We start from the raw sequence: 24,242 nt of genomic DNA, 5'->3' as shown, positions 1-24,242 counted from the left end.
TCGGGGGAGTCGCCGCCAGGCGGCGGGGGCAGAGCCCCCTCTCCCCTTCCGACAAGGCGCACCTCCGGTGCGAGCGCCCCCTATCCCCCCGCCAAACGCCGTTTCGCCTTGTACTCGCGCCACAGGGCGAACAGCCCGGCGCCGACGATGACGGCCGCGCCGAGGGCGGTCGACAACTCGATCGCCTCGCCGAAGACCAGCACACCCAGCGTCGAGGCGAAGACCAGCTGGAAATAGGCAAAGGGCTGCACGGCGGATGCCTCGGCGACCTCGTAGACGCGGATCAGCGTCCAGTGCCCGCCGGCGCCCGTGACGCACAGGATCGCCATCCACACCCAATCGCCGCCGGTCATCGGTTCCCAGAACCAGATGCCGATGAAGCTCATGACAACCGCGCCGGACACGCCGGTCCAGAAGAACGAGGTCGCCGCGCTGTCCTTGCGGGCGACATAGCGCGTCAGCAGGCCGTACAGCGCAAACATCGAAGCGGAACACAGCGCGACAAGCGCCTGAGGTTCGAAGACGCGCAGGCCGGGCTGAAGGACGATCAGCATCCCGACGAAGCCCGCCCCGATCGCCGCCCAGCGGCGCCAGCCGACCTTCTCGCCCAGCACCGGTCCCGACAGAGCGGCGACCAGAAGAGGATAGCAGGCGAAGATCGCGTGGCTTTCGACCAGGCCCAGAAGGGTGAAGGCCAGCACCATGACGCAAACTTCCCCGGCCAGCAGCACGCCCCGGAACATCTGCACGACCGGCTGCGAGGTGGCGGCGGCCTTGCGGACGCCGCCAGCGCCGCGCACGCCGATGGCGATGACGAAGGCGGCGAAGAACCAGTAGCGGATCATCACCACCATGAGGACGTTGTAATTGTCGGCAAGGTGGCGCGAGATTCCGTCCTGCACCGCGAAGATGAAGGTCGTCAGCACCATCAGCCAGATGCCAAGCCGGGTGTTCTGCGCGCTCATGCCAGCCGCGCCACGGTCATGTGCCGCTTGCGGCCAAAGCCGGGGCGACGTTCCACCTCGAACCCGGCGTCGGCAAGGTTGCGGCGCACGAAGCCCGCGGCGGTATAGGTCGCGGCGGTGCCGCCGGGCGCAGTATGCCGGGCGACCTGCTGCATCAGCGGCGCTTCCCACAGTTCCGGGTTCTTCGCGGGCGAAAACCCGTCAAGGAACCACGCGTCCGCCGCGCCATCCCACGCGGCCAGCGTCTGGCGTGCGTCGCCGAGGATCACCTCGGCCTGCAGGTCGGCGGTCTCGATCATCGTCTCGCCCCGGTCCCACGCGGCGATCAGCGGCGCCGCGAGGTCCGAGAGTTCCGGGAACGAGGCCAGCGCGCGCGACAGGTCGGCGGCAGGCAGCGGGAACGCCTCGAAGCTGGTGAACCACATCTGGCCCGGGGTTCCGGCCGCACGCCACGCCTGAAGCGCGGTCAGCATGTTCAGCCCGGTGCCGAAGCCCAGTTCGGCGATGTGAAACCCCTCGCGGAACCGCGACGGAAGGTCGTTGCCGTCCAGAAAGACATGGCGCGTCTCGGCCAGACCGTTATCCAGTGAATAATACGGGTCGTCGAAGCGGGCGGACACGGGCACCGCGCCGTCGCGCCACAGGGTTGCGGATGTGTCGGGGGTCTGCATTTGGAGGGCCTTGCGGATTCGGCGCGAGAATGGGGAAGGGACGGCACAATGGCAATGGCGGACGTGACGGTGATGGGGGCGGGCATTTTCGGCGTGTCCGTGGCCTATGCCTGTGCCCGGCGTGGCGCGAAGGTGCAGGTGATCGAGACGCGCGGCCTCGCCGCCGGAGCGTCGGGCGGGATCGTCGGCGCGCTGGCGCCGCATGTCCCCGAGAACTGGAACCCCAAAAAGCAGTTCCAACTGGAAAGCCTGCTGATGCAGCCCGCGTTCTGGGCCCGGGTCAAAGAGGAATCGAACGTCGCCACGGGCTATGCGCGGCTGGGCCGGCTTCAGCCGCTGGCCGACGACCGCGCGGTCGCATTGGCCCGCCAACGCGAAGGAACGGCGGCCGAGCTGTGGGGCGACGCCGCCGAGTGGCGGGTGATCGACGCGGTCGAGGCTGGCGACTGGCGCCCCGACAGCCCCACCGGCCTGTACGTGTGGGACACGCTGACCGCCCGCGCCGCGCCCCGCGCCGCCTGCGCCAGCCTGTGGTGGGCCGCGAACAAGGCGTACAAGGCACAGCTAAGCTATGACCCGATGCCGCAGCGGGGCAAGGTCGTGTGGGCCACCGGCTATGAGGGGCTGGCCGAGTTGGGATTGGCGCTGGGCCGCAACGTCGGCACGGGCGTGAAAGGGCAGGCGGTCGAATTCCGGCTGGACGCCGCCGATCGACCGCAGGTCTTTGCCGACGGGTTGCACATCGTGCCGCATTACGACGGGACCGTCGCCATAGGCTCGACCAGCGAGCGCGACTTCGACGATCCCGAGACGACCGACGACCAGTGCGACGCGCTGATCGAGAAGGCCCGCGCCGTGTTTCCGCCGCTGCGCGATGCGCCCGAGACGCGCCGCTGGGCCGGTGTACGTCCCCGCGCCCGGTCGCGCGCGCCGATGCTGGGCGCGTGGCCGGACCGCGACGGGCACTTCGTCGCCAATGGCGGTTTCAAGATCGGCTTCGGCATGGCCCCGAAGGTCGGCGAGGTCATGGCCGACCTCGTGCTGGAAGGCCGCGACGGGATTCCCGACGGCTTCAGGGTCGAGGATAGCCTTTAGGCTTCGGCCCCAAGGTCCAGCGGGATGTGCCAGTTCACGCGCGTGAACTCGAGATCCATCAAAAGCCGCCCGTCCCCCGTGCGCGCCAGCATCTTCCGTTCGCCGGTCAGGCAGAAGAACACGGGTTCGTCTACGGTCACCGGCGACCGGGCGCGGAAGCTGAAGGCGCTGAGAGGGCCAAGCAGATCTTCGGCCGCCAGCAGCCCGCATTGCGCCAGCAGCGGCCCGTGTACGACAAGGCCGGGATAGCCTTCGACATCGCGGGCATAGTCGGCGTCGTAATGGATGCGGTGGCCGTTCAGCGTCAGCGCGGAATAGCGGAACAGCATCACGGGATCGAACCGCTGTTCCAGCGCAAGGAACTCGCGGGCGTTGGCTTGGGGCGGCGGAACGGTTTTGCGCTGGTCCGGCGGGTCACGGTAGACAAGATCCTGCCGTTCGGTGACGCACAGTCTGCCATCCTGCATGATGTCGTGCCTGAGCGTGACGAATCCCAGCCGCCCAGTGCGGCCCTCTTTCACCTCGGCGCGTTCGATGGTGCTGGTCTTTTCCGCCGGGTGTCCCAGCACCGGCGCGGTGTGGAATTCCAGCTGTCCTCCGGCCCACATCCGCATCGGCAGACCAAGGTCCGGGATCAGGCCCGGTCCCGGCGCCGGATGCCCGTCCCGCCCCAGCGCGGCTGGACTTTGCGGGTCCCAGAAATAGATGTGATGCCAGAAGGCGGGCATCGGATCCCCCAGCCCCGGCGGCGCGCCGGGACGACCGAGCGCAAGATGCAGCGCGGTCGCGCGGGCCGGATCTAGCCCGCATATGAAGGTCTGGGTTCTGCCGACGCTGTCATCCATGTCGGTGAAAACCTACATGGCAGGGAAGGAAATTGACAATTGTCAGTTATCGCTTTGGATCATCTCGTCCTGACGGTCGAGGATATCGACAGGACCGTCGACTTCTATCGGGACGTGCTGGGGATGATGCCAGCCCCGTTCAACGATGCCGAGGGCGGAGAGCGTATGGCGCTGACGTTCGGCGAGCAGAAGATCAATCTGCATCAGGCCGGGGCCGAATATGAACCGCGCGCCATCAAGGCGGCTCCGGGCACGGCGGACCTGTGTTTCCTGACCGAAGTGCCGCTTGAAACGTGGGTCGAGCATTTCGATCGCCACGGTTTGTCGCTGGTCGATGGTCCGGTGGCGCGGTCCGGGGCGACGGGGCCGCTGACCTCGGTCTATATCCGCGACCCGGACGGCAACCTGATCGAGGTTTCAGTGCGCAGCTGACCGCGCGCCGCGCGGCGTCGGCTTGCGTGGGAGGGGGCTATTGCTGAAGCGCGTCGGTGCCGACGGCGTGACGCGACATCGGTTGTCCGGCCATGCGGGCGGCGGCGGTGTCGTTCGCGGACGGGGCGGCATAGGCGGCACCGCCCAGCGGGCCGGGCCACGTCAGGACAAGCGGCGAGAAACTACTCGAGACCTGCGGACCGCCGCTGTGATTGCCGCTTATGACAAGCGCGCCAAACGCTGCGATGGCGATGATCTCGCGGACAAGGGATAAGGGACCGGAACCGGCCTTGGTCGTCATGCCTTCGGTGCCTTTCAAGCCCGTGGGTACGGGCGCGCCGGAGCACGCCCACCTCACGAACGCGCGATCAGCCCGCCGGGTTCCTTCGCAGCATGTCGATTTCCGATTTCAGCGCCTGCATCAGGGTTTCGACCGACTTCGCATAGCGGTCGGACACAAGGCGACCGTCGGCGTCGAAGGCATTCGAGGAATCCGCCACGGCGATGAACGGCCCGGGCACGAAGCGCGGGCGGAACGGGGTCAGCGCGTGGCGCAGCATGTACTGGCCGACCTCGCCCCCGGCGCGGCCGTCGTTGGCGGACATCACCGCGACCGGCTTGTTCGACCACGGCCCGCCCTTGGTGCGGCTGACCCAGTCCAGCGCGTTCTTGATCACGCCGGTGACCGCGCGGTTGTATTCCGGGCTGGAAATCACGACGCCATCCGCCGCGGCGATCTGGTCGGACAGGGTTTGCACCGCGTCAGGAATGCCGTCGGCGTCTTCAAGGTCGCCGTCGTACAGCGGCAGGCGCAGGTCCGCGATGGTGACCTCTGCCGGACCGAACAGGCGCATCGCCTCTGCCAGCAGCTTGCGGTTGGTGGAACCGGCACGCAATGCGCCGGAAATGCTGAGAAGCTTATAGTCCGCCATGAAGGGCCCTCGCGAAGTCCATCCGTCTGCAACCGATGATAAGCCGCGCATAAGGCAGGGCAACTGCTTGCCGTTCCCGAGGGGCGGTGAAATGGTGGCCGCGCTACAGGACAGGAGGAACCTATGGGGCAGACGACACGGCATGGCGGGCGGATTCTGACGGACGCACTGGTGGCGCACGGCGTCAGCCGCGTGTTCTCGGTGCCGGGCGAAAGCTTTCTCGCGGCGCTGGACGGAATGGTCGACAGCGGCATCCAGAATATCGTCTGTCGGCACGAGGGCGGCGCCGCGATGATGGCGGACGCGATGGGCAAGATGACCGGCAAACCGGGCATCGCCTTCGTGACGCGCGGACCCGGGGCGACGAACGCCTCGGCGGGGGTGCATATCGCGCAGCAGGACTCGACCCCGATGATCCTGTTCGTCGGCCAGATCGCCCGCAATCACCGTGATCGTGGCGCCTTCCAAGAGGTCGACTATCGCGCGATGTTCGGCACCGTCGCCAAGTGGGTGACCGAGATCGATCAGGTCGAGCGTATCCCCGAGTACGTGAACCGCGCCTTCCATGTCGCGATGTCCGGGCGTCCCGGTCCCGTGGTGCTGGCGTTGCCCGAAGACATGCTGTCCTCGCACGCGGACGTGCCCGATCTTGCGCCGACCGCGACGCCCGCGGCTGGCGTGTCCGACGCGCAGGTGCAGGCGCTGCTGGACTTCCTTGGCAAGGCGAAGAAGCCGCTGGTGATCGCCGGTGGCCCGGGCTGGTCCGAGCAGGCGGCCCGCGACCTGCGCACCTTCGGCGAGGCGCAGGGCGTGCCGGTGACGGTCGCTTTCCGGCGTCAGGATTTCATCGACAACCGCTCGCCGGTTTACGCGGGCGATCTTGGCGTCGGCGCCAACCCCAAGCTGCTGGCCCGCGCGAAAGAGGCGGATGCGCTTCTGGTGCTGGGCAGCCGGATCGGCGACTGCGTCACGCAGGGCTACGAACTGTGGGATCCCGCCGGCCCGGTGCCGCCGATTGCGCATGTGCACCCCGATCCCGACACGCCGGGGGCCGTGTACCGCTGCGACCTTGCGGTGACGGCGCAGACCCGGGACGTTCTGGCCAAGCTGGCGCAGGCGCCGAAAGCCGGGGACTGGGCCGATTGGACCGCCGCCGCGCGCGCCGACTACGAGGCATGGCAAACCCCGAAGGAAACGCCGGGCGACGTCAAGCTGGAACAGGCGCTGCACTGGATGTCGACGAACCTGCCGGACGACGCGATGGTGACGAACGGGGCCGGCAACTATGCCGCGTTCCTGCACCGCTATTATCGTTTCCGCAGCTATCCCACGCAGGTCGCACCGACTTCGGGTTCGATGGGGTACGGCTTTCCGGCGGCGGTGGCGGCGTCGTTGCAGTACCCCGACCGGGTGGTGATCTGCATGGCGGGCGACGGCTGTTTCCAGATGACCCTGAACGAGATGTCGACCGCGATGCAGTACGGCGCGAAGCCCATCGTGGTGGTCGCGAACAACGGCAAGTACGGCACGATCCGGATGCATCAGGAAAAGACCTATCCCGGGCGCGTGTCGGGGACGGAATGCCACAGCCCGGACTTCGCGGCGCTGGCGCGGGCCTATGGCGGGTTCGGCGCGACGGTGGAGCGGGGTGCCGATTTCCCCGCCGCGATGGAAGCGGCGCGGGCGTCCGGCACGCTGGCGGTGATCGAGCTGAAGCTTGATCCCGAGATGCTGACCACCGGCCAGACCGTCAGCGAGGTGCGCGCCGCCGCGATGGCCTGACGGTCAGGGCAGCGGCCGCAGCAGGAAGGCCAGCACCAAGGCAGAAATCGCGGCAAGCCAGCTTGCCGCGATACGCCATCCGACGCGCAGCCAGTCGCGGGGCCAGCGGTCGAGCGAGGCGGACGCCACAGCGGCGACCCCCGTAAAGGCGACATTTGCGCCAAGAAGCAGGCCCGCGTGAACGCCCAAGGGCAGTTCGAACAGGGCGTGCCCCTCGAACGCGGCCAGCGCCGAGACACCCCCAGTCAGCGCCGCCGCGGCCTGCGGCACAGGCGACCGGACCCCGGGTCTCAGTGCGGCAAGGACAGCCGTGACAAGCCCCAGCGCCAGCGCGACGGCGGCGATCTGTGGCGGGGCGATTGGGGCTATAAGCACGCCGATGGCCTGACCGCCAAGCAGCCAAGGCCACGCACCGCGCAATCCGACCCGGCGCGCGGTCCCGGCAAGGATGCCCAGCGGCAGCAGGCAAAGCACGATCGAGGGTGTCGTCAGCGCGACGATGACGCCGTCGTTGAACTGGTTGTACAGCCCCGACGTGCTCTCGAACGTGTGAGCGTCGCCTTGGTCAGGAGACAGCGCGAATAGCACCAGAAGCGGCGCCGCGGTGCGCCTCATGCGACGCCGATAAGGAACGCTCCGCCAATGGCCGCGATCAGGGCGCCAGTGCCGCGCACAGCATAGCTGCCCCAGCGCGTCGCCGTCAGCGTTCCAAGGCCGATACCGCACAGGTGCAGCAGTCCGGTGCCGATCACGAAGCCTATGGCGTAAGAATAGGGGTTCGCGGCTTCGGGAAGCTCTGTGCCGTGGGCGTGGCCGTGGAAGATCGCGAAGGCGGCGACGATGACCGCCGCGATCCAAAGCTCGGCCCTGACGGCGAAGGTGATCAGCAGCCCCAGCACGACGCCGGACAGGGCGATGCCCGTTTCGACCGCTGGAAGTGGGATGCCCAGCACCCCCATCGCGCCCCCGATCGCCATGACCAGCGGGAAGACAACCGGCAGCAGCCAGATTGCCTGCGCACCAAGGAAGGCGCCCCAAAGTCCAACCGCGACCATCGCGATCACGTGGTCCCAGCCCAACAGCGGGTGGGCAAAGCCGGACTGGAACCCGCCAGCCACGCCCTCGCCGGTATGGGCTGCCGCTGTGCCGGCCGTCAGGACCAACGCCAGCAGAAGACCGGGGGCGAACAGGGAAAGGGTGGGCAGGGTGCGCGGCATGGAAGTCTCCGTATCCGGTCTGGCAAACCGCATCTGCGCCCGTTCCGGTGCGCGCGGCCAAGGGTGCTAAAATCTGCCTTGCCTCCGGAGCAGGCCGGCGCTGGGTCCGGCAACCGTTAGCAGAGCAATGACCCGGGTGCTAGAACTCTACGCCGATCTGCGCCTTGATACCGGACCGGAACGGGTGCTTCACCAGTTCCATCTCTGTCACAAGGTCCGCGATTTCGATCAATTCGTCCTTCGCGTTGCGGCCCGTCAGGACGACGTGGGTCATTTCGGGCTTCTCGTCCTGAAGGAACTGCACCACCTCGGCGATGTCGATGTAATCATAGCGCAGCGCGATGTTGATCTCGTCCAGCAGGACCATCCGGTTCGCCGGGTCGCGGATCAGCTCTTTCGCCTTCGCCCACGCCGCTTGCGCCATCTCGATGTCGCGCGACCGGTCCTGCGTTTCCCAGGTAAAGCCCTCGCCCATCGTGTGGAACTGGCAGATGTCCGAGAACCGGCTTTCGATCAGGTCACGCTCGCCCGTCGACATGCCGCCCTTGATGAACTGCACAACGGCGCATTGCATGCCGTGGGCGATGCAGCGGAAGATCATGCCGAAGGCGGCGGTCGACTTGCCCTTGCCTTTGCCGGTGTGGACGACGACCAATCCCTTTTCCTCGGTCTTGGTCGACATGATCTTGTCGCGGGCGGCCTTCTTCTTCGCCATCTTGGCGGCATGGCGTCCGTCGTCGGCGGGGGGCTGATCGGTCGGGGTGTCGTCGGTCATCTGGCCGGTACTTCTCGTTCCATCGTGATGCTTGTGGGGCGGTCGAAGCCCTCGTGGGATGTCGTGCCGGTTATGGCAAATCCCAGCGCGTTGAAAGTGGCGTGGTTCTCGGTAAGCTCGACCCGTGTCTGCAGCATGAGCACCGGCAGCGCCAGATCCCGCGCGCGGGTTTCGGCCACGGCGACCAGCACGCGGGCCAAACCGCGCCCTCGGTGGGTGGCGGCGACCGCCAGCTTGCCGATGTACATCGCGTTCGGTTTGGGCGACAGGAAAACGCAGGCCACCGCACGTCCGTTGTCTTCGATCACCCAGACCTCGCCCAGCCGGGCCTGTTCGGCGATCAGCGCCTCGGTCAGGCCGTGCATCGACGAGGGTGGGTCGATCCGCCCCTGCATGTAAGCGAATTCATACTGGATCAGCGTCAGGATCGCGTGCCAGTCATAGGGATCCGTGGCGCGGAATGGAGTGCCCTCTGTCATATAAACAGAGGACACCCGATTTTAACGTTCTTCAAGCCTAAAGAGGGGTTTGGCCTATTCCGCGGGCACCGCCATGCCGCCGCGCGGCTGGCCGAAGTGGCGCCGGTTCAGCCGGAACACCAGCCAGATCATCGCGACCTGGAAGGCCAGCGCGATGGCCGTCAGCGCCCAGTATCCGGTCGAGAACTTGGCCACGAGATCGTTGGCGACCAAACCCTTGTTGATCCAGAACTGCAGCATGACGCTCATCGCGACGCCGGGGCAGACCAGCGCGTAGCTGCCCGGAGAGGTCTCGGTTCCGAACACGAAGGACGACAGGTAACCCTGCTTGTTCATCACCGCGAGGCCCAGCAGCAGGAAGACGACCTGAACCGACAGCATACGGGTCAGGAAGACCAACGTGTCGGCGGCCTGCGCATGGGCGTCGAACGAGACGTGCAGGCCGTGGTCCTGCCGCAGGGCCATGATGCCCAGAACGGTCAGCAGCGGCACGATGATCATCAGCGTCGGGCCGGATTCGCGGGCGGTGCCATAGTGCAGCATCGCGTTGAAACCGGTGATCGCGGCGACGACGGCATAGACGATGCCCGCCATGCCAAAGAAGGTCGACCCGACAAGGCTGATGCCCTGGACTAGCGGCGCTGTGCTCATCGCGGCGGGGGCGGCGAAGCCGACGGCGACCATCGTCAGCGCGAAGGCCGGCAGAAGCTGGGCGAAGCTGTTGTGCGCGGTCATGTCGAACAGGCCGCCCTTGGCCAGCACACGGCCAAGGAAATCGCCGATCATCCGCAGCGCCAGCACGCCGATCGCAAGAAAGGCGATCATCGCGAAGGGGAACAGGTACTCGACCACGGTCCACAGCCCCGGCACGAAGACGAGCCCAAGGATGAACCCCGTGTTGACCCCCATCGCCAGCGCCAGCGGCATGGCCAGCAGTTGCGTCTCGGCGTTCGAGGTTTTGATTTTCCGGAACGCGTCGGTCTTTCGAAGGGCGCCATACTGGCGCAGGTTCCAGAACAGCGATTTGAAGTGAAGCACCGCGAAAACGGCGATGCCCGCCATCGCCACCACGATCATGCCCTGCACCACCGGCGTGCCGGTCCGGAAGGCGGCGACGATATCCTCGAAGATCGGGACGGGGCGGCCGGGATGGGGTACCCAGAACATCAGGTACATGAAGAAGGTGACGGCAAGCCCGCCTGCGCCAAGGGCGGCAAGGAAATACAGCGGCGAATAGGTGTCGGCGGCGCGGGGTGTGGTGTTGGGCATCTGAGCCTCCATATTCACATTCGTGAATTTGAATATGGGGAGTCGCACCGCAGTTTCATTGATCTGCGTCAAACCGCCTCGTTCACGGCGCTCTGGCGCCGCGCCGGTTAGGCCAGACGCTTGCGGAAGAAGTGGCGGCTTTGCCCGTCCGGCGTGTCGTCAAGCGAGCCGAACTCTTCGAAGCCCATCTTGCGATAAAAGCCGGGCGCCTGGAACGAGTAGGTGTCCAGCCAGATCCCGGTGCCGTCGGTGGCGCGCACCTCTGCCTCGACGCGGGCAAGCAAGTCCTGCCCGATCCCGCGCCCGCGCGCGGCGTCCGACACCGCCAGCAGCGTGACATAGGCCCAGCCTTGGGTCATCCGCGCGGTGATGCCGCCGAGGAACGTGTCTTCGTCCCATGCCTCGAACGCCATGTCGCGGACCTCGAAGGGAAAGCCCTTGGCCAGAGAATCGGCGTTCAGGATGCCGTCGACCCTGTCGACGGTGTCCGAACGGGAAGCGGCGGTATCGCGAATCTCGATGCTCATTGGCGCAACCTTTCCAGAAGACCCCGGGCCGAGTTCGACCGGGGCGTCCACAGACCACGATCCACGGCTTCCTGCAACCGCTCGGCAATCTCGCGCAGGGCGGGGGCGTTGTGGTCGGCGATGAAGTCGCGGGTGTCCTCGTCTTCAAGGAAGGCGGCGTGCACCAGGTCGAAATGGTGGTCGCGCACCGCGCCGGTGGTGGCGGCGAAGGCGAACAGATAATCGACCGTGGCCGCGATCTCGAACGCGCCCTTGTAGCCGTGCCGCTTGACGCCCTCGATCCACTTGGGGTTCACGACACGGGACCGCACCACGCGGCCGATCTCTTCGTCCAGCGTGCGGATCACCGGGCGTTCGGGGCGGGAATGGTCGTTGTGATAGACGGGCCGCGCCTGCCCCTGCAGGTGCTGCACCGCCGCTGCCGCGCCGCCCTCGAACTGGTAATAGTCGTCGCTGTCCAGCAGGTCGTGTTCGCGGTTGTCCTGATTCTGGACGATGGCCTCGGCCTGTCCCAGACGGCGTTCCAGCGCGTCGCGGGCGGGGGTGCCGTGGGTGTCTTCGCCATAGGCGTAACTGCCCCACGTCAGGTAGGCGTCCGCCAGATCGGCGGTGTCGTTCCAGATGCGTTCGTCGATCAGCGCCTGCAACCCTGCGCCGTAGGCGCCGGGCTTCGAGCCGAACACCCGGTGGCGGCCCGCGTCGCCCTCGGTCCGGGCGCGGGCGGCGGCGGGGTTGGCGTCGTCGGGCTCATCCAGCGCCATGACCGCGCGGGCGGCCTTGTCGAACAGGGCGATCTGGTGCGGAAAGGCGTCGCGGAAGAACCCCGACACACGCAGCGTGACGTCGACGCGGGGCCGGCCCAGCGCGGTGTGGGGGATGATTTCGAACCCGGTCACGCGGCGGCTGGCGGCGTCCCAGACGGGCTTCACCCCCATCAGCGCGAGGCCCTGCGCGATGTCGTCGCCGCCGGTGCGCATGTTCGCGGTGCCCCACGCGGTCAGCAGCATCGCGCGCGGCCAGTCGCCGTGGTCCTGCAGGTGGCGGTCGATCAGCAGGTTTGCGGATTTCCACCCCAGCGCCCACGCGGCCTGCGTGGGGACGGCGCGGCTGTCGACAGAGAAGAAATTGCGCCCGGTGGGCAGGACGTCGGGCCGTCCGCGTGTGGGCGCGCCGGAGGGTCCGGGCGCGACGAACTGGCCGGACAGGGCCGCGAGCAATGCCTTGCCTTCCGCCGGTCCGCAACCCGCAAGCGCGGGGCGCAGGCGCGTTTCGATGTCTTGCAGAACAAGGGCAGAGGCCGGTCCCGGGGCCTGTGGTCCGGCGTCCGCACCCCCCTCCCGCAGGAGCGTCTGGGCGAGCAGTTCCAGACGCTCCACGGTATCGCCGTTCGTGCGCCAAGGGTCCGGTGACAGCCGAACCAGCGCGTCTGCCGTTTCGGCGACCGGGGCGGCCATGTCGCAATCGAGCGGGTCGAGGGTCAAGCCGAGATCCGACGACAACGCGCGCAGCAAAGACGCGTCTGTGCCTTTTCCGTCACCCCTTGGCGTGCGGGCCAGTGCGATGGCAAGATCGCGTTCCTGCTGCCCGGTCGGCGACTGGCCAAAGATGTGCAGCCCGTCGCGGATCTGCGCCTCTTTCAGGTCGCACAGGTAAGCGTCCAGTTTTGCAAGGTCGGTCTCTTCGTCCTCGCCCGTCATGCCGGCGTCGGCATCAAGCCCGGTGGCCGTGGTCAGCGTCAGGATCTCGCGCCGCAGGTGCGCGATGCGGCGCGGATCGACGCCCGCCGCCTCGAAATATTCGTCGACGAGGGCTTCGAGATCCTTGAGCGGTCCGTAGGTCTCGGCGCGGGTCAGCGGCGGGGTCAGGTGATCGACGATCACCGCCTGCGCGCGGCGCTTGGCCTGCGTGCCCTCGCCGGGGTCGTTGACGATGAACGGATAGACATGCGGCACCGGGCCCAGCACCGCCTCTGGCAGGCACTCGTCAGACAGCGCCAGCGCCTTGCCGGGCAGCCATTCGAGGTTGCCATGCTTGCCCATGTGAACGATCGCCTGCGCCCCCCAGTGGTCGCGTAGCCAGATGTAGAAGGCGAGATAATTGTGCGGCGGCACGAGATCCGGCGCGTGGTAGGTCTCGGTCGGGTCGACGTTGTAGCCGCGCGCGGGTTGAAGGCCGACCACCGCGTTGCCGAAGCGGTGGATCGACAGATGGAAGCCGCCTTCGGCGGCTTGCTGCGCGGCAGGTATTTCGGAAGAGAAGAAGGGGTCGTCTTCCGGTTTGCCCCACCGGGTTTCGATCCGGCTGCGGACGTCCCACGGAAGCTGTTTGTAGTGGTCGAGGTAAGTCGACAGCGGAAGACTCTCGCCGCCGTCGCGGTCGGCGCGGTCGGTGAGCCAGTTGGTTGGGCCGTCCATCAGGCGGCGCATCAGGGCGTCGGCGTCGGCGGGGATACCGTCGAGGGTGTAGCCATCGTCCGCCAGCAAATTGAGCGCGTGGACCGTGCCCGCCGGGGTGTCGAGCCCGACACCGTTGGCAAGGCGACCATCCTTGTTGGGATAGTTCGCGAGCACCAGTGCGACCTTGCGGTCCGGCGCCGGGGTGTGGCGCAGCGCGGCCCAGTTCGCGGCGAGGCGGGCGACGAAATCGATGCGGTCGCCGCGCGCGCGGTAGGTGGCGATCGGGCATTCGGTGGCGTCGTCGAAGAACGCCTCGCCCTTGAAGGACACCGCGCGGGACAGGATGCGGCCATCGACCTCGGGCAGGGCCACGTTCATCGCGATGTCGCGGGCGGTGAGGCCGGTCAGGCCCTCTTCCCACGCCTCTTCGGTCATCGACGACAGCACGACCTGAAACACCGGGGCCGCGTTGGCGGAAGCGGCGGCCAGCGGGTTGCCCGCGCCGCCGCCGTCGGGGGTGCCGGTGGCGAAGGCGGTGCAGTTCAGGATGACGTCTGGCGGAGCCTCGGTGAACAGGTGGTCCAGCGTGGCGACGGACACCGGGTCTTTCAGCGAGGCGACGAAGACCGGCATCGGGTTCAGGCCAGCGCGCAGCAAAGCCCGGGTCATCCGGTTGATCGGGTTCAGCCCCGCCCCCTGTACCAGCGCGCGGTAGAAGACCAGCGGTACGACCGGGGCGCCGGGCGTCCACGCCTCGCGCAGTGTGGCGATATCGGTAAGGCCGGCGCCGGGCCAGTACAGACCGGCGCGCAGCAGGGGTTTCGCGGGCGGCGGCGCCTCGGTCCCGTCCAGCATGTGCCGCGTGTGGGCCAGGAAGCTGGCGGCGTTCTCGGGCCCGCCCTCGACCATGTAGGACCAGAGCGCGTCATAGTCCGCGTCCGAGACGGTGGACAGGCGGCGCAGGTCGGCGTCGGGCTTGTCGTCGCCGGGCAGCAGCGCCAGCGGCACACCCGCGTCGTGGCAGTGGGCGGCGTATTGTTCCGCGCCATAGCGCCAGTAGCCCGTGCCGCCAAGGACGCGGGCGATCACAAGGCGGGACTTCGTGGCGCAGGCTTCGATGTGCAGGTCGACGGACATCGGGTGGCGCAGGTGCAGGATGCTGGCCAGCCGCAGGGTGGGGGCATCGGGCGTCGACGCGCGCGCCTCGGACAGCGCCGCAAGTTCGGTGTCGGCCGCCGACAGAAACACGACGTCGGCGGGGGTCTGGTTCAGGTCGACGGGTTCGCCGTCGTCGACGGTGCCGGGCGTGGCGGCGAGAAGATGCATCGGGCGGGCCTTGCTTGCGGTGACGGGGCCGGGGCGCGAGAGGGCCCCGGAACCTTCGGAATGGGTGCGGCGGCGCGGCGGATCAGGCCAGCGGCTTTTCCATGAAGACGCTGGAACTGTTGGCCTGATAGGCGCCGAACGGCCCGCAGGTTTCAAAGCCGTGCCGGGCATACAGCTTGTGCGCGGCGTGCAGCAGGTCGCCGGTTTCAAGCCGCAGCCACGGCAGCCCGGCGGCGCGGGCCTCGTCCTCGAGCATGCGCATCAGGGCGTCTGCGGTGCCGGTGCCGCGCGCGTCGGGCGAGACGAACATCGACTTGATCTCGCCGTAGCCGTCGCGCAGCGCCAGCGCGGCGCAGCCGGTGATCGTATCGCCGTTACGGGCGGTGAAGAACCGGATGTCGGGTCCGCACAGCTGGTCGACCGAAAGGAAGTGGTTTTCCTCTGGCTCGAACAGCTCTTGCATCAGGGCGTGGCTGGCCTGCAGCAGCGCCATCGCCTGCGGATGGCGCGGGTCGCCCGGTTCGACCGCGATCATGCCGGGGCCGTATCCATCAGCGCGGCTTCGATCGCAGCGCGGTCCAGACCGGCCTGCCCGATGACGACCAGCCGCGTCTCGCGCGGTTCGCCGGCGGTAAGCGGACGGTCGAAGTAGGTGTCGACGCGGGGGCCGACGGCTTGCAGCGTCAGGCGCATCGGCTTGCCCGCGACCGCGGCGAAGCCCTTGAGCCGCAGGATGTCGTGGGCGCGGATCACGTCGGCCACCTGTTGCGCGAAGGCCTTGGGATCGGTGATCTCGGGGCGGGTGACGACGAAGCTGTCGAACTCGTCATGGCCGTGTTCGTGCGCGTGATCGTGGTGATCGTCGTCCTCATCATCGTCGTGGTGGTGGTGATGGTGGTGCACCTCGTGCCGCGCGGCGATGTCGTCTTCCGCCGCTTGGCCACGGCCCAGCAGAACGTCGACCGGCAATGCGCCCATAGAGGTTTTCACGACCTGCACGCCGGCGCGCGAGTCGGTGCCCAGCCGGGCGGCCAGCGCATCGGCGGCGGTGCTGTCCAGAAGGTCGGTCTTGTTCACCACGATCATGTCGGCGCAGGCGATCTGGTCTTCGAACAGTTCCGACAGCGGTGTCTCGTGGTCGAGGTTGTCGTCCATCGCGCGCTGGGCATCGACGGCGGCGACGTCGTGGGCAAAGCGCCCCTCGGTCACGGCTTTGCCATCCACCACGGTGACGACGCCGTCGACGGTGACGCGGGTGGAAATCTCGGGCCAGTTGAAGGCGCGGACCAGCGGCTGCGGCAGGGCAAGGCCCGAGGTCTCGATCACGATGTGGTCGGGGGGCGTGTCGCGGTCCAGCAGCTTTTGCAGGGTCGGCACGAAATCCTCGGCCACGGTGCAGCAGATGCAGCCGTTCGACAGTTCCATCACGTCGTCGTCGGTGCAGGTCTCGTCGCCGCAGCCTTTCAGGATGTCGCCGTCGACGCCAAGGTCGCCGAATTCGTTGATGATCAAAGCGATGCGACGGCCGTTCGCGTTCTGCAGCATGTGGCGGATCAGCGTGGTCTTGCCGGACCCGAGGAAGCCGGTGACGACGGTGGCGGGGATCTTGGCGGGCATGGGGAAGGCTCCGGAAAGGAAAAGGGACCGCCCGGTCAGGCGGCCCCGTCAGGTCGTGGTCTGGATCAGGCGCCGAGCAGGGCGGCGAGTGCAGCGCCTTCGGCCGTTTCGAGGATCAGGAAGACCCCGACGCCAGCAACGGCGGCGCCGGCGAGGCGCGCGTTGATCGACGCGGCTTCGGTCACGCCCATCGCCTTTTCGGCCAGCCAGCCGGCGGCCAGCGCGATGGCGTATTGCACCACGCCAAGGCCCAGCAGGTAGCCCAGCAGAACGGCGCCGCCGACGCCGCCTTCTTGCGCGGCCATCGCATCGCCGAAGGCAGAGCCGTGGAACAGGCCGAAGCCCGCGAACAGCACCAGCGTCGGCACGGTGCCAAGGGCGCGCCCGGACAGCAGCGCGCCGCCGAGGACCAGCAGCGAAATCGCGATCACGGTTTCCTTGATGGGCATCGCAACGCCCGCGTACATCAGGCCGCAGCCGACCAGCATCGCGGCCACATAGGCGGCGGGGGCGGCAAGGCGGCGCGTGGTAAACAGCGCGGCGATGCCGACGAGCGCCACGAAGAACAGGTGGTCGAAGCCCAGGATCGGGTGGCCGACGCCGGACAGCAGCCCGTGGCCGAAGGTTTCCATCGGTGCGCCTGCCAGCGGGTGGTGGGCGAGGGCCGGCGTCGCGGCGAGCGCGAGGGCGGCGGTAAGCAGTTTCTTCATCAGTGTCCCCTTTCGGTTCCAAAAGGGGGTGCGGAAGGTGCGTCTTGCGCGCTTGCCTTCACGGAACACCCCGTCCGTTGAGTAGCCGGACGCGTAAACGCCCGTGCACGGCTGGTCTCCTGGCTTCGCGGGTCATCACGTCTCGCCGCCTTCCCGGGCCCGAACGGATCGGACGCCCAGTGGCATCTTGGCGGGACGCTCGCCGCTTACAGTCGCGGGGGCGGCTTCGGTCTCGGGCCCCGATGTGGGTCACCACGCTCCGAATTCCCAGTTAGGCCCTGCGTGCTTGGCACGACTGCGGGCACCGTACGGGGCCGATCTGCGCATGACGGGACCGTTGCGTCAAGGTGGATTGCGGGCGCGGTGCCGGGTTCGGCGACCGGATGGCGGACGCTGCGGCGTGGCTGCGTCAGTCGGCAGGGTTTCATGCGGGAAGCGCGCGCAGGCGTGTTCGCGCGTCTTGAACCCGAAGAAAGGGCTGTGCGGGTGTCGGGCTTGGTCCCATCAGGCGCCGGATTCGCCGACGTTGCCCGGCTGACAGCCCGGCCATCGCCTGCGGTCCGGGCCAGAAGGTTTCGCAGGCCACCCCCTCGGCCAGGATGATGCTGTGACGCTGGCAGACAAGGTGGATCAGCGGCGACGCGGAGGCGGGCGAGGCAAGGCCCACGCGGGGCAAAACGGTCAGCGCGCGGGCCGGGACAAGCGCGCCAAGCGCCGCGACCCAAACGCGGTGCTGCGCGGACAGCACCATGCCCCGAAGCGGCCGTTTGGGCCCAAGCGCGCCCGCCCGAAGCCGGACCGGCAACGCGGCCGCCTGGGCGGCGCTGCGCAGCACAAGGTCCAGGCGGATCGCGCCGCCATCGGCAAGGCGCAAGCTCTCTCCGCCGCGCAGGCTGGCGGCCTCTTGCAACCGTCCGTCGGCAAGGTGGATGCGTGTGCGCGGCCCGAAACACGGCGGCCACATGCTGGCATAGGCGTTGATCCCATACGACCCGTCGTAGCGGCCGATCACGGTCAGCGCGACGCCGTCCGGCGGCTTCACCCCCTGCGGCACGAAGCCGTGGATCGTGAACGCGTCGTTGGCCAGCGAGACGAATTGCAGGATGTAGGTTTCGCCGCCGGGCGCCTGAACGTTCAGGACGTATTCGGATTCGATGATCGTGCCTGCCGTGTACGTCGCGCCGTCCAGCGTGATGTCCGACACAAGCGTCTGTTCCAGTCCGGCGTCGTCGTCGAAATACGCGTTCGCGGTATCCTCGACCAGCACCTGTTGATACACGGCGCCATTGGTCAGCGTCACGGTGTCGGTGCCGAGCAGAAACTGGTAGCCGCCGTTGTCGTTGAAGCCAGCGCCGTTGGTCGTCGAAATCTCCGAGATATCGAAGATGTTGATGGAATACTGGGTCATCAGGGCCCACGCGAGACTGCACCGCGCCGTTCTGGCCCACCCGCACTAAGATACCGTTAGCCTTGGCCGGTTTGCCCTTCGGTGCTCAATATCTTGGGGATAACGGGCCCATTCCCGCCACATGCAGCGCGCTGGCGTTGACTCATCCGGCATGGGCCGGAGAATGGCGGGAACGAGAATCAACCGGGCAGCAGATCCATTGCGTTTCAACCGAATCCGTCTGAACGGCTTCAAAAGCTTTGTCGATCCCACCGACCTGATGATCCAGGACGGTCTGACAGGCGTGGTCGGGCCGAACGGCTGCGGCAAGTCCAACCTGCTGGAGGCTTTGCGCTGGGTGATGGGCGAAAACCGTCCGACCGCGATGCGGGGCGGCGGGATGGAAGACGTGATCTTCGCTGGCGCCGCGACGCGTCCGGCCCGGAACTTCGCCGAGGTTTCGCTGCACCTCGACAACTCGGACCGGCTTGCGCCCGCCGGGTTCAACGACAGTGACCTGCTTGAGATCACCCGGCGGATCACGCGGGATGCGGGTTCGGCCTATAAGGTGAATTCGAAGGACACCCGCGCCCGCGACGTGCAGATGATGTTCGCGGATGCCTCGACAGGCGCGCATTCGCCCGCGTTGGTGCGGCAGGGCCAAATCTCTGAACTGATCAACGCCAAGCCGAAGAACCGGCGCCGCGTGCTGGAGGATGCGGCGGGCATCGGCGGTCTGTACCAGCGTCGGCACGAAGCCGAACTGAAGCTGAACGGCGCCGAGCAAAACCTGCTGCGGGTCGACGATGTGATCGAACAGCTTGCGGGGCAACTGTCGCAACTGGCGCGGCAGGCCCGGCAGGCGGCCCGCTACCGCGAGATCGGCACGGCGCTGCGCCAGTCCGAGGGCATGTTGCTGTACCGCCGCTGGCGCGAGGCGGACGAGGCCCGCCTGTCCGCCGATTCCGGGCTGCGCGAGCGCATCACCGCCGCCGCCGCCGCCGAGCGTGCCGCCGTGACCGCGGCGCAGGCCCGCGAGAAGGCGGACGAGGCGCTGCCGCCCCTGCGCGAGGAAGAGGCGATCGCCGCCGCGATCCTGCAACGGCTTCTGGTCCAGCGCGACGCGCTTGCCGACCAAGAGGCGCGGGCGAAATCCGCCATTGAGACGCTGACCGCGCGGATCACCCAACTGGGCCGTGACCTAGAGCGGGAAGAGGCGCTGAACCGCGATGCGGGCGACTCGATCTCTTTGCTGCGGGAAGAGCACGAGGAACTGAACGCTGCGGGCGACGGGCACGAAGACGCGGTGGAAGAGGCCGCCGAAGCCGCCAAGGATGCCGCGCGGGTGTTGCAGGAACGCGAGGACACCCTGTCGGCCCTGACCGAAGAGGCCGCCCGCCTGTCGGCGCGCCACCAGTCCGCGCAGCGCCTGCTGGACGACACCCGCAAGACGCTGGACCGCAACGAGTCCGAGGCCGAGCGCGCCCGCGAGGCGGTGCAGTCGGCGCAGTCCGCGCTGGAGGGATCCGACGGCGCCTTCACCGCGGCGCAAGAGGCGCTGGAGGAAGCGACGGCGATGGCCGAAGAGGCCGAAGCGCTGTTGACCGAGGCCGACGAATCCCGCGCCGAGGCGCAATCGCGCGAGGCCGACGCCCGCGCGGAGCGGTCCGAAGCCGATGGCGAGGCCAGCGCCCTGCGGGCCGAGGCGAACGCCCTGTCCAAGCTGGTGCAGCGCGACACGTCGGAAGGCGGCGTGATCGACGCGCTGCGGGTGCAGCCGGGCTATGAAAAGGCGCTGGGCGCCGCGCTGGCGGACGACCTGCGCGCGCCCGAGATTGGTGCCGAAGGCGTGTCGGGCTGGGCCCACCTTCCGGGCTACCCTTCGCCGCAGGACCTCCCGTCCGGTGTTTCGGCACTGTCGAACTATGTCACCGTCCCCGCCGTTCTGGCCCGCCGGGTCGGGCAGGTGGGCGTCGTCGCACCCGAGGACGGCGCGCGTCTACAGGCCGATCTCAAACCCGGTCAGCGGCTGGTTTCGACCGAGGGCGACCTGTGGCGCTGGGACGGTTTCCGCGCCGGTGCCGAGGACGCGCCGTCCGCCGCTGCGCTGCGCCTTCAGCAGCTGAACCGGCTGGAAGAGCTGAAGCAGTCGCTGGAACAAGCAACGGCGCGGGCCGACGGCGCGGCGCGCGCGCACGAGATGCTGAAGACCCAGCTGCGCGATCTGACCGAAGCCGACCGCCGCGCCCGCGAGGCGCGCCGTACCGCGGACGGTCGCGTGGCTGACGCGAACCGCGCGCTGTCCCGCGCCGAGGCCGACCGCAACATCGCGGCGGGCAAGCTTGAGACCGCGCAGCTTGCGGTGACCCGCCACGAGGACGAGGCGAACCGCGCCCGGTTGGCGCTGTCCGAGGCGGAACGCGGCATGGCCGAGCTTGGCGATCTGGATGCGGCCCGTGCGCAGGTCGAGGACGTCAAGATGACGGTCGAGGCCGCGCGGATGACGATGATGTCCCGCCGCGCCGCACATGACGAATTGAAACGCGAGGGCGAGGCCCGCGCCGGGCGTCTTCGTAGTGTCGAAAAGGACATCGCGGGCTGGCAGAAGCGTTTGGAAACGGCGGACACCCGGATTTCCGAACTGGCCGCGCGCAAGTCGGAGTCCGAGGCCGAGTTGGAAGAGGCGCAGGAGGTCCCCGCGCAGCTGTCGATCGAACGCGAGACGCTGACAGACGGGATCGCCGAGGCCGAGGAACGCCGTGGCGCGGCGGCCGATGCGCTGGCCGTGGCCGAGACGACCCAGCGCGAGACCATCGCCGCCGAACGCGATGCCGAGCGCGAAGCCGGTCAGGCCCGCGAAGCCCGCGCCGCCGCCGAAGCCCGCGCCGAAGCCGCGCGCGAGGCGGTGCAGACCGCCGCCGACCGGATCGAAGAGGCGCTGGAGCTGACGCCGAAAACCCTGCTGGCGCAGCTAGAGACCGACCCGGACCAGATGCCTCCGTCCGAGAGCATCGAGCAGGAAGTGAACCGCCTGAAACGCCAGCGCGATGCGCTGGGCGCGGTGAACCTGCGGGCCGAAGAAGACGCCAAGGAAGTGCAGGAAGAGCACGACACGCTGGTGTCCGAAAAGGCCGACCTCGAGGCCGCGATCTCGAAGCTGCGCACCGGTATCGCAAGCCTGAACAAGGAAGGCCGCGAACGGCTTCTGACCGCGTTCGAGCAGGTGAACTCGAACTTCTCGATGCTGTTCACCCACCTGTTCGGCGGCGGCGAGGCGAAGCTTGTGCTGGTCGAATCCGACGACCCGCTGGAAGCGGGGCTAGAGATCATGTGCCAGCCGCCGGGCAAGAAGCTGTCGACCCTGTCGCTGCTGTCGGGCGGCGAACAGACGCTGACCGCGCTGGCGCTGATCTTCGGCGTGTTCCTTGCCAACCCGGCCCCGATCTGCGTGCTGGACGAGGTCGACGCGCCGCTTGACGACGCCAACGTGACCCGGTTCTGCGACATGCTGGACGAGATGACGCGCCGCACCTCGACCCGGTTCCTGTGCATCACCCACCACGCGGTGACGATGGCCCGCATGGACCGTCTGTTCGGTGTGACGATGCAGGAACAGGGCGTGTCTCAGCTTGTGTCCGTCGACCTGAAGAAGGCCGAACAGATGGTGGCCTGACCCGCCCCGTTTAGGGCCGCGTCAGCCGGTGCATCGCGCCAACACCAGCGGCGGCGAACCGATCCCCTGGATCACCAGCACATCCGGCGCGAACAGGTTCACCAGCGCATAGCCATGCATGTCCGGCCCGGTCAGGATGCCGGCGATGACCTGCGGCGGCATCTCGCTAAGCGGGCGGTTCGGGAACAGGAACGCGGCAAACCCGTCAAGATCCGCCGTGCGCGCGAAGGTCGTGCCGCCCACGGGCGTATAGGTGACGACGGCCCCCGTCGCGGCGCCGCCGCGGGTCCGTGTCACGGTAAAGCCGAACGCCCCATCGCGCGCGATCACAAGAGGAACCTGCCCGCAGACGTCCGCGGCGGTGTCGGCATCGTAGGGCGCGTCCCGGAAGACCAGATTGGTCGGCACCCAACGCCCGACGAACTGATCGATCGGCGCGGTGTCCAGCGCCATGAAGGCCGCAGGCTCCGTGGCGCCCCCCGGATAGAACGTCTCTAACGCGCGCGTGACGTCGGCGTCGATGCTTTGAGCGTGGGACGCGGCGGGACCGGCCAGCGCAAGCGCGGCGACCAGCAGGCGGGACAGGCGGCGGAACCGGGGATTGGTCATCGGGAAATCTCCATTCTTTGCAATGGGCGGGATGATTGCCGGACCCGGTCGCAGGGGCAAGGTGCGCACGCTGGATGACGTTGGGGTAGTTCAGGCTTTGGCGCGGTTCGAGCATTCGCGATGCGCGCGGTAGGGCCGAAAAAAGAAAACCCGCGGGACCTTCTGGCGCCGCGGGTTCTGTACGTTCTCGGAGGGAGAGAGCGAAAACGTCTGTGTGTTGAGGGCGTTCTACCGATCGTCGCAGTTCGTGTAAAATTCTAACTGCTTTCGTGGTTAAGACCCCTCCCGTCTCTCTACAGCCGGTTCAGCAGCTCGCGCGTGGGCCATGCGTCGGCTGGCAGGCCCAGACGCTGCTGTTCGGCCTGAACGGCGGCGCGCGTTCCGGCGCCAAGGATGCCGTCGATCTTGCCGACGTCATGCCCCAGCGCAGCCAGCTTCTGCTGCAGCACCCTCATCTCGCCGTCCGACAGGCGCGGATCGGCATTGCCCGGATCGTAGACCGGGGCCCCCATCAGGCGGGTGGCGAAATAGGCGGCGGTGGCGACATAGACATAGCTTTGGTTCCACTCGAACAGCGCCTGATAGTTCGGGTAGATCATGAAGGCCGGGCCCTTGCGGCCCATCGGCAGCATCAGCGTGCCGTCCAGCGACGGCCCTTCCCACGCGCCGGACCGGGGCGTCACGCCCCACGCTTCCCACTCGCTGACCGGGCGATAGTGATGCGGCTGCACGCCGGTCTCTTCCCACGGCAGGTCGGCGGGCAGGACGACTTCCTGCATCCACGGTTCGTTCGGACGCCAGCCGAAGCTGCGCAGCATGTTCGCGCCGGAAAACAGCGCGTCGGCGACCGAATGGTCAAGGTCGACGTGACCGTCGCCGTCCCCGTCGAAGCCCCGGTGCATGATGTCGAGCGGCAGCATCTGCACCTGCCCGACCTCGCCCGCCCACGCGCCTTGGGTGTCCAGCGGGAAGTCGCCGCGCGCGTACAGTTCCAGCGCGCCGAACACCTGCGGCTGGAACAGTTCCGGGCGCCGGCAGTCGTGCGACAGCGTCATCAGCGTGTCGATGGTGTTGAAGTCGCCGGTGAACGCGCCGAAATCGGTCTCGAACGCCCAGAACGACAACAGGATGCCGCGCGGCACGCCCAGTTCGGATTCGATGCGCGAGAAGATGGCGTCGTTCTTCTGGGATTCCTGCCGTCCCTTGTCGAGCCGGTACTGCGCGATCAAACGGCGCGAGAACTCGATGAAGTCAGAATTGAAGATCCCCTGCGCGCGGTCGGCGTTGATCGTGCGCTGCAGGTAGTTTGCCGACCGGAAGAACGGCTCTGTCACTTCGGGCGGATAAGACATCTCTTCCGCCTTGGCCTTCATGCGGTTGACGAAGTCGCCGAAGCTGCCGCCGCATTCGACGTAGATCTGGCGGGTTTCCTCGGCTTTCAGAGTGCCTGTCGACAGCGCAAGTGCTGCGGCTATCGAAACGATTTTTGCGAAACGCATTGGGTCCTCTCACCTGTTTGTGGGCAATGTAACAGG

22 protein-coding genes and 1 riboswitch are annotated in these 24,242 nt (G+C 67.8%); of the genes, 4 read left to right on the top strand and 18 right to left on the bottom strand.

Annotated features, from left to right (window positions below; all coding sequences use genetic code 11):
• Positions 1–80: 80 nt before the first annotated feature.
• The gene (locus tag P1K30_RS21515; protein WP_275634850.1) at positions 81–965 is read right to left on the bottom strand and encodes a DMT family transporter; all 885 of its coding nucleotides are present in this window, start codon (positions 963–965) and stop codon (positions 81–83) included.
• Positions 962–1,636: a tRNA (5-methylaminomethyl-2-thiouridine)(34)-methyltransferase MnmC2 gene (mnmC2, locus tag P1K30_RS21510; protein ID WP_275634849.1), complete on the bottom strand. Its 675-nt coding sequence runs from the start codon at positions 1,634–1,636 to the stop codon at positions 962–964. The genes P1K30_RS21515 and mnmC2 overlap by 4 nt, the downstream gene beginning before the upstream one ends.
• 48 nt (positions 1,637–1,684) lie before the next feature.
• Between mnmC2 and P1K30_RS21505 the strand changes: the two genes are divergently transcribed.
• A complete protein-coding gene (locus P1K30_RS21505; protein WP_275634848.1) occupies positions 1,685–2,731 on the top strand; it encodes an NAD(P)/FAD-dependent oxidoreductase in 1,047 nt (348 codons plus the stop codon).
• Here P1K30_RS21505 and P1K30_RS21500 read toward each other — a convergent pair.
• Complete coding sequence (locus tag P1K30_RS21500) at positions 2,728–3,576, bottom strand: HTD2 family dehydratase (protein WP_275634847.1); 849 nt, start codon at positions 3,574–3,576, stop codon at positions 2,728–2,730. The genes P1K30_RS21505 and P1K30_RS21500 overlap by 4 nt on opposite strands.
• A 54-nt stretch (positions 3,577–3,630) precedes the next feature.
• On the opposite strand from P1K30_RS21500, the gene P1K30_RS21495 reads away from it, so the two are divergent.
• Complete coding sequence (locus P1K30_RS21495) at positions 3,631–4,008, top strand: VOC family protein (protein WP_275634846.1); 378 nt, start codon at positions 3,631–3,633, stop codon at positions 4,006–4,008.
• 37 nt (positions 4,009–4,045) lie between these two features.
• On the opposite strand, the gene P1K30_RS21490 is transcribed toward P1K30_RS21495, so the two are convergent.
• Both P1K30_RS21490 and P1K30_RS21485 read right to left on the bottom strand, forming a co-directional pair.
• Complete coding sequence (locus P1K30_RS21490) at positions 4,046–4,309, bottom strand: hypothetical protein (protein ID WP_275634845.1); 264 nt, start codon at positions 4,307–4,309, stop codon at positions 4,046–4,048.
• Positions 4,310–4,376: 67 nt separating this feature from the next.
• On the bottom strand, positions 4,377–4,940 hold the full coding sequence (locus P1K30_RS21485; RefSeq protein ID WP_275634844.1) for an NADPH-dependent FMN reductase: 564 nt from the start codon (positions 4,938–4,940) through the stop codon (positions 4,377–4,379).
• A 123-nt stretch (positions 4,941–5,063) separates the two neighbouring features.
• Here P1K30_RS21485 and P1K30_RS21480 point away from each other — a divergent pair, with 123 nt between their 5' ends.
• A complete protein-coding gene (locus P1K30_RS21480; RefSeq protein WP_275634843.1) occupies positions 5,064–6,722 on the top strand; it encodes a thiamine pyrophosphate-binding protein in 1,659 nt (552 codons plus the stop codon).
• Positions 6,723–6,725: 3 nt separating this feature from the next.
• Here P1K30_RS21480 and P1K30_RS21475 read toward each other — a convergent pair whose 3' ends face one another.
• The 11 genes from P1K30_RS21475 to P1K30_RS21425 all read right to left on the bottom strand — a co-directional run bounded on the left by P1K30_RS21475 (position 6,726) and on the right by P1K30_RS21425 (position 18,446).
• On the bottom strand, positions 6,726–7,337 hold the full coding sequence (locus P1K30_RS21475; RefSeq protein WP_275634842.1) for a hypothetical protein: 612 nt from the start codon (positions 7,335–7,337) through the stop codon (positions 6,726–6,728).
• Entirely contained in the window at positions 7,334–7,939 is a 606-nt protein-coding gene (locus tag P1K30_RS21470; RefSeq protein WP_275634841.1) for a HupE/UreJ family protein, read from the bottom strand. Before P1K30_RS21470 ends, P1K30_RS21475 begins: the two co-directional genes overlap by 4 nt.
• Before the next feature lie 139 nt (positions 7,940–8,078).
• Positions 8,079–8,714, bottom strand: a complete 636-nt coding sequence (cobO, locus tag P1K30_RS21465) for a cob(I)yrinic acid a,c-diamide adenosyltransferase (RefSeq protein WP_275634840.1) — start codon at positions 8,712–8,714, stop codon at positions 8,079–8,081.
• On the bottom strand, positions 8,711–9,193 hold the full coding sequence (locus P1K30_RS21460) for a GNAT family N-acetyltransferase (RefSeq protein WP_275634839.1): 483 nt from the start codon (positions 9,191–9,193) through the stop codon (positions 8,711–8,713). Before P1K30_RS21460 ends, cobO begins: the two co-directional genes overlap by 4 nt.
• Positions 9,194–9,247: 54 nt before the next feature.
• Positions 9,248–10,462, bottom strand: coding sequence for a TsoY family (seleno)protein (locus P1K30_RS21455; RefSeq protein WP_275634838.1), 1,215 nt, complete (start codon positions 10,460–10,462; stop codon positions 9,248–9,250).
• Between the two features lie 107 nt (positions 10,463–10,569).
• Positions 10,570–10,989: a GNAT family N-acetyltransferase gene (locus tag P1K30_RS21450; protein ID WP_275634837.1), complete on the bottom strand. Its 420-nt coding sequence runs from the start codon at positions 10,987–10,989 to the stop codon at positions 10,570–10,572.
• The gene (cobN, locus tag P1K30_RS21445; protein ID WP_275634836.1) at positions 10,986–14,711 is read right to left on the bottom strand and encodes a cobaltochelatase subunit CobN; all 3,726 of its coding nucleotides are present in this window, start codon (positions 14,709–14,711) and stop codon (positions 10,986–10,988) included. The genes P1K30_RS21450 and cobN overlap by 4 nt, the downstream gene beginning before the upstream one ends.
• An 82-nt stretch (positions 14,712–14,793) precedes the next feature.
• A complete protein-coding gene (locus P1K30_RS21440) occupies positions 14,794–15,246 on the bottom strand; it encodes a GNAT family N-acetyltransferase (protein ID WP_275634835.1) in 453 nt (150 codons plus the stop codon).
• Positions 15,243–16,328, bottom strand: coding sequence for a cobalamin biosynthesis protein CobW (gene cobW / locus P1K30_RS21435; RefSeq protein WP_275634834.1), 1,086 nt, complete (start codon positions 16,326–16,328; stop codon positions 15,243–15,245). The genes P1K30_RS21440 and cobW overlap by 4 nt, the downstream gene beginning before the upstream one ends.
• 65 nt (positions 16,329–16,393) lie before the next feature.
• Positions 16,394–17,038 (bottom strand): HupE/UreJ family protein, encoded by a 645-nt coding sequence (locus P1K30_RS21430; protein WP_275634833.1) that lies wholly within the window; start codon positions 17,036–17,038, stop codon positions 16,394–16,396.
• A 92-nt stretch (positions 17,039–17,130) separates the two neighbouring features.
• Positions 17,131–17,362, bottom strand: a riboswitch (cobalamin riboswitch).
• Between the two features lie 100 nt (positions 17,363–17,462).
• Positions 17,463–18,446, bottom strand: coding sequence for a Hint domain-containing protein (locus tag P1K30_RS21425; RefSeq protein WP_275634832.1), 984 nt, complete (start codon positions 18,444–18,446; stop codon positions 17,463–17,465).
• Positions 18,447–18,645: 199 nt separating this feature from the next.
• Here P1K30_RS21425 and smc point away from each other — a divergent pair, with 199 nt between their 5' ends.
• Positions 18,646–22,098, top strand: coding sequence for a chromosome segregation protein SMC (smc, locus tag P1K30_RS21420; RefSeq protein WP_275634831.1), 3,453 nt, complete (start codon positions 18,646–18,648; stop codon positions 22,096–22,098).
• A gap of 21 nt (positions 22,099–22,119) precedes the next feature.
• Here smc and P1K30_RS21415 read toward each other — a convergent pair whose 3' ends face one another.
• Positions 22,120–22,707, bottom strand: coding sequence for a hypothetical protein (locus P1K30_RS21415; protein ID WP_275634830.1), 588 nt, complete (start codon positions 22,705–22,707; stop codon positions 22,120–22,122).
• 293 nt (positions 22,708–23,000) lie between these two features.
• Positions 23,001–24,206, bottom strand: a complete 1,206-nt coding sequence (locus P1K30_RS21410; RefSeq protein ID WP_275634829.1) for a lytic murein transglycosylase — start codon at positions 24,204–24,206, stop codon at positions 23,001–23,003.
• Positions 24,207–24,242: the final 36 nt, after the last annotated feature.

It is taken from the genome of Psychromarinibacter halotolerans, assembly GCF_029168315.1.
In the GTDB taxonomy this organism is placed as follows: domain Bacteria; phylum Pseudomonadota; class Alphaproteobacteria; order Rhodobacterales; family Rhodobacteraceae; genus Psychromarinibacter; species Psychromarinibacter halotolerans.
The sequence above is the reverse complement of the archived record's forward strand: the minus strand, read 5'-3'. Positions and strand labels throughout refer to the sequence as shown.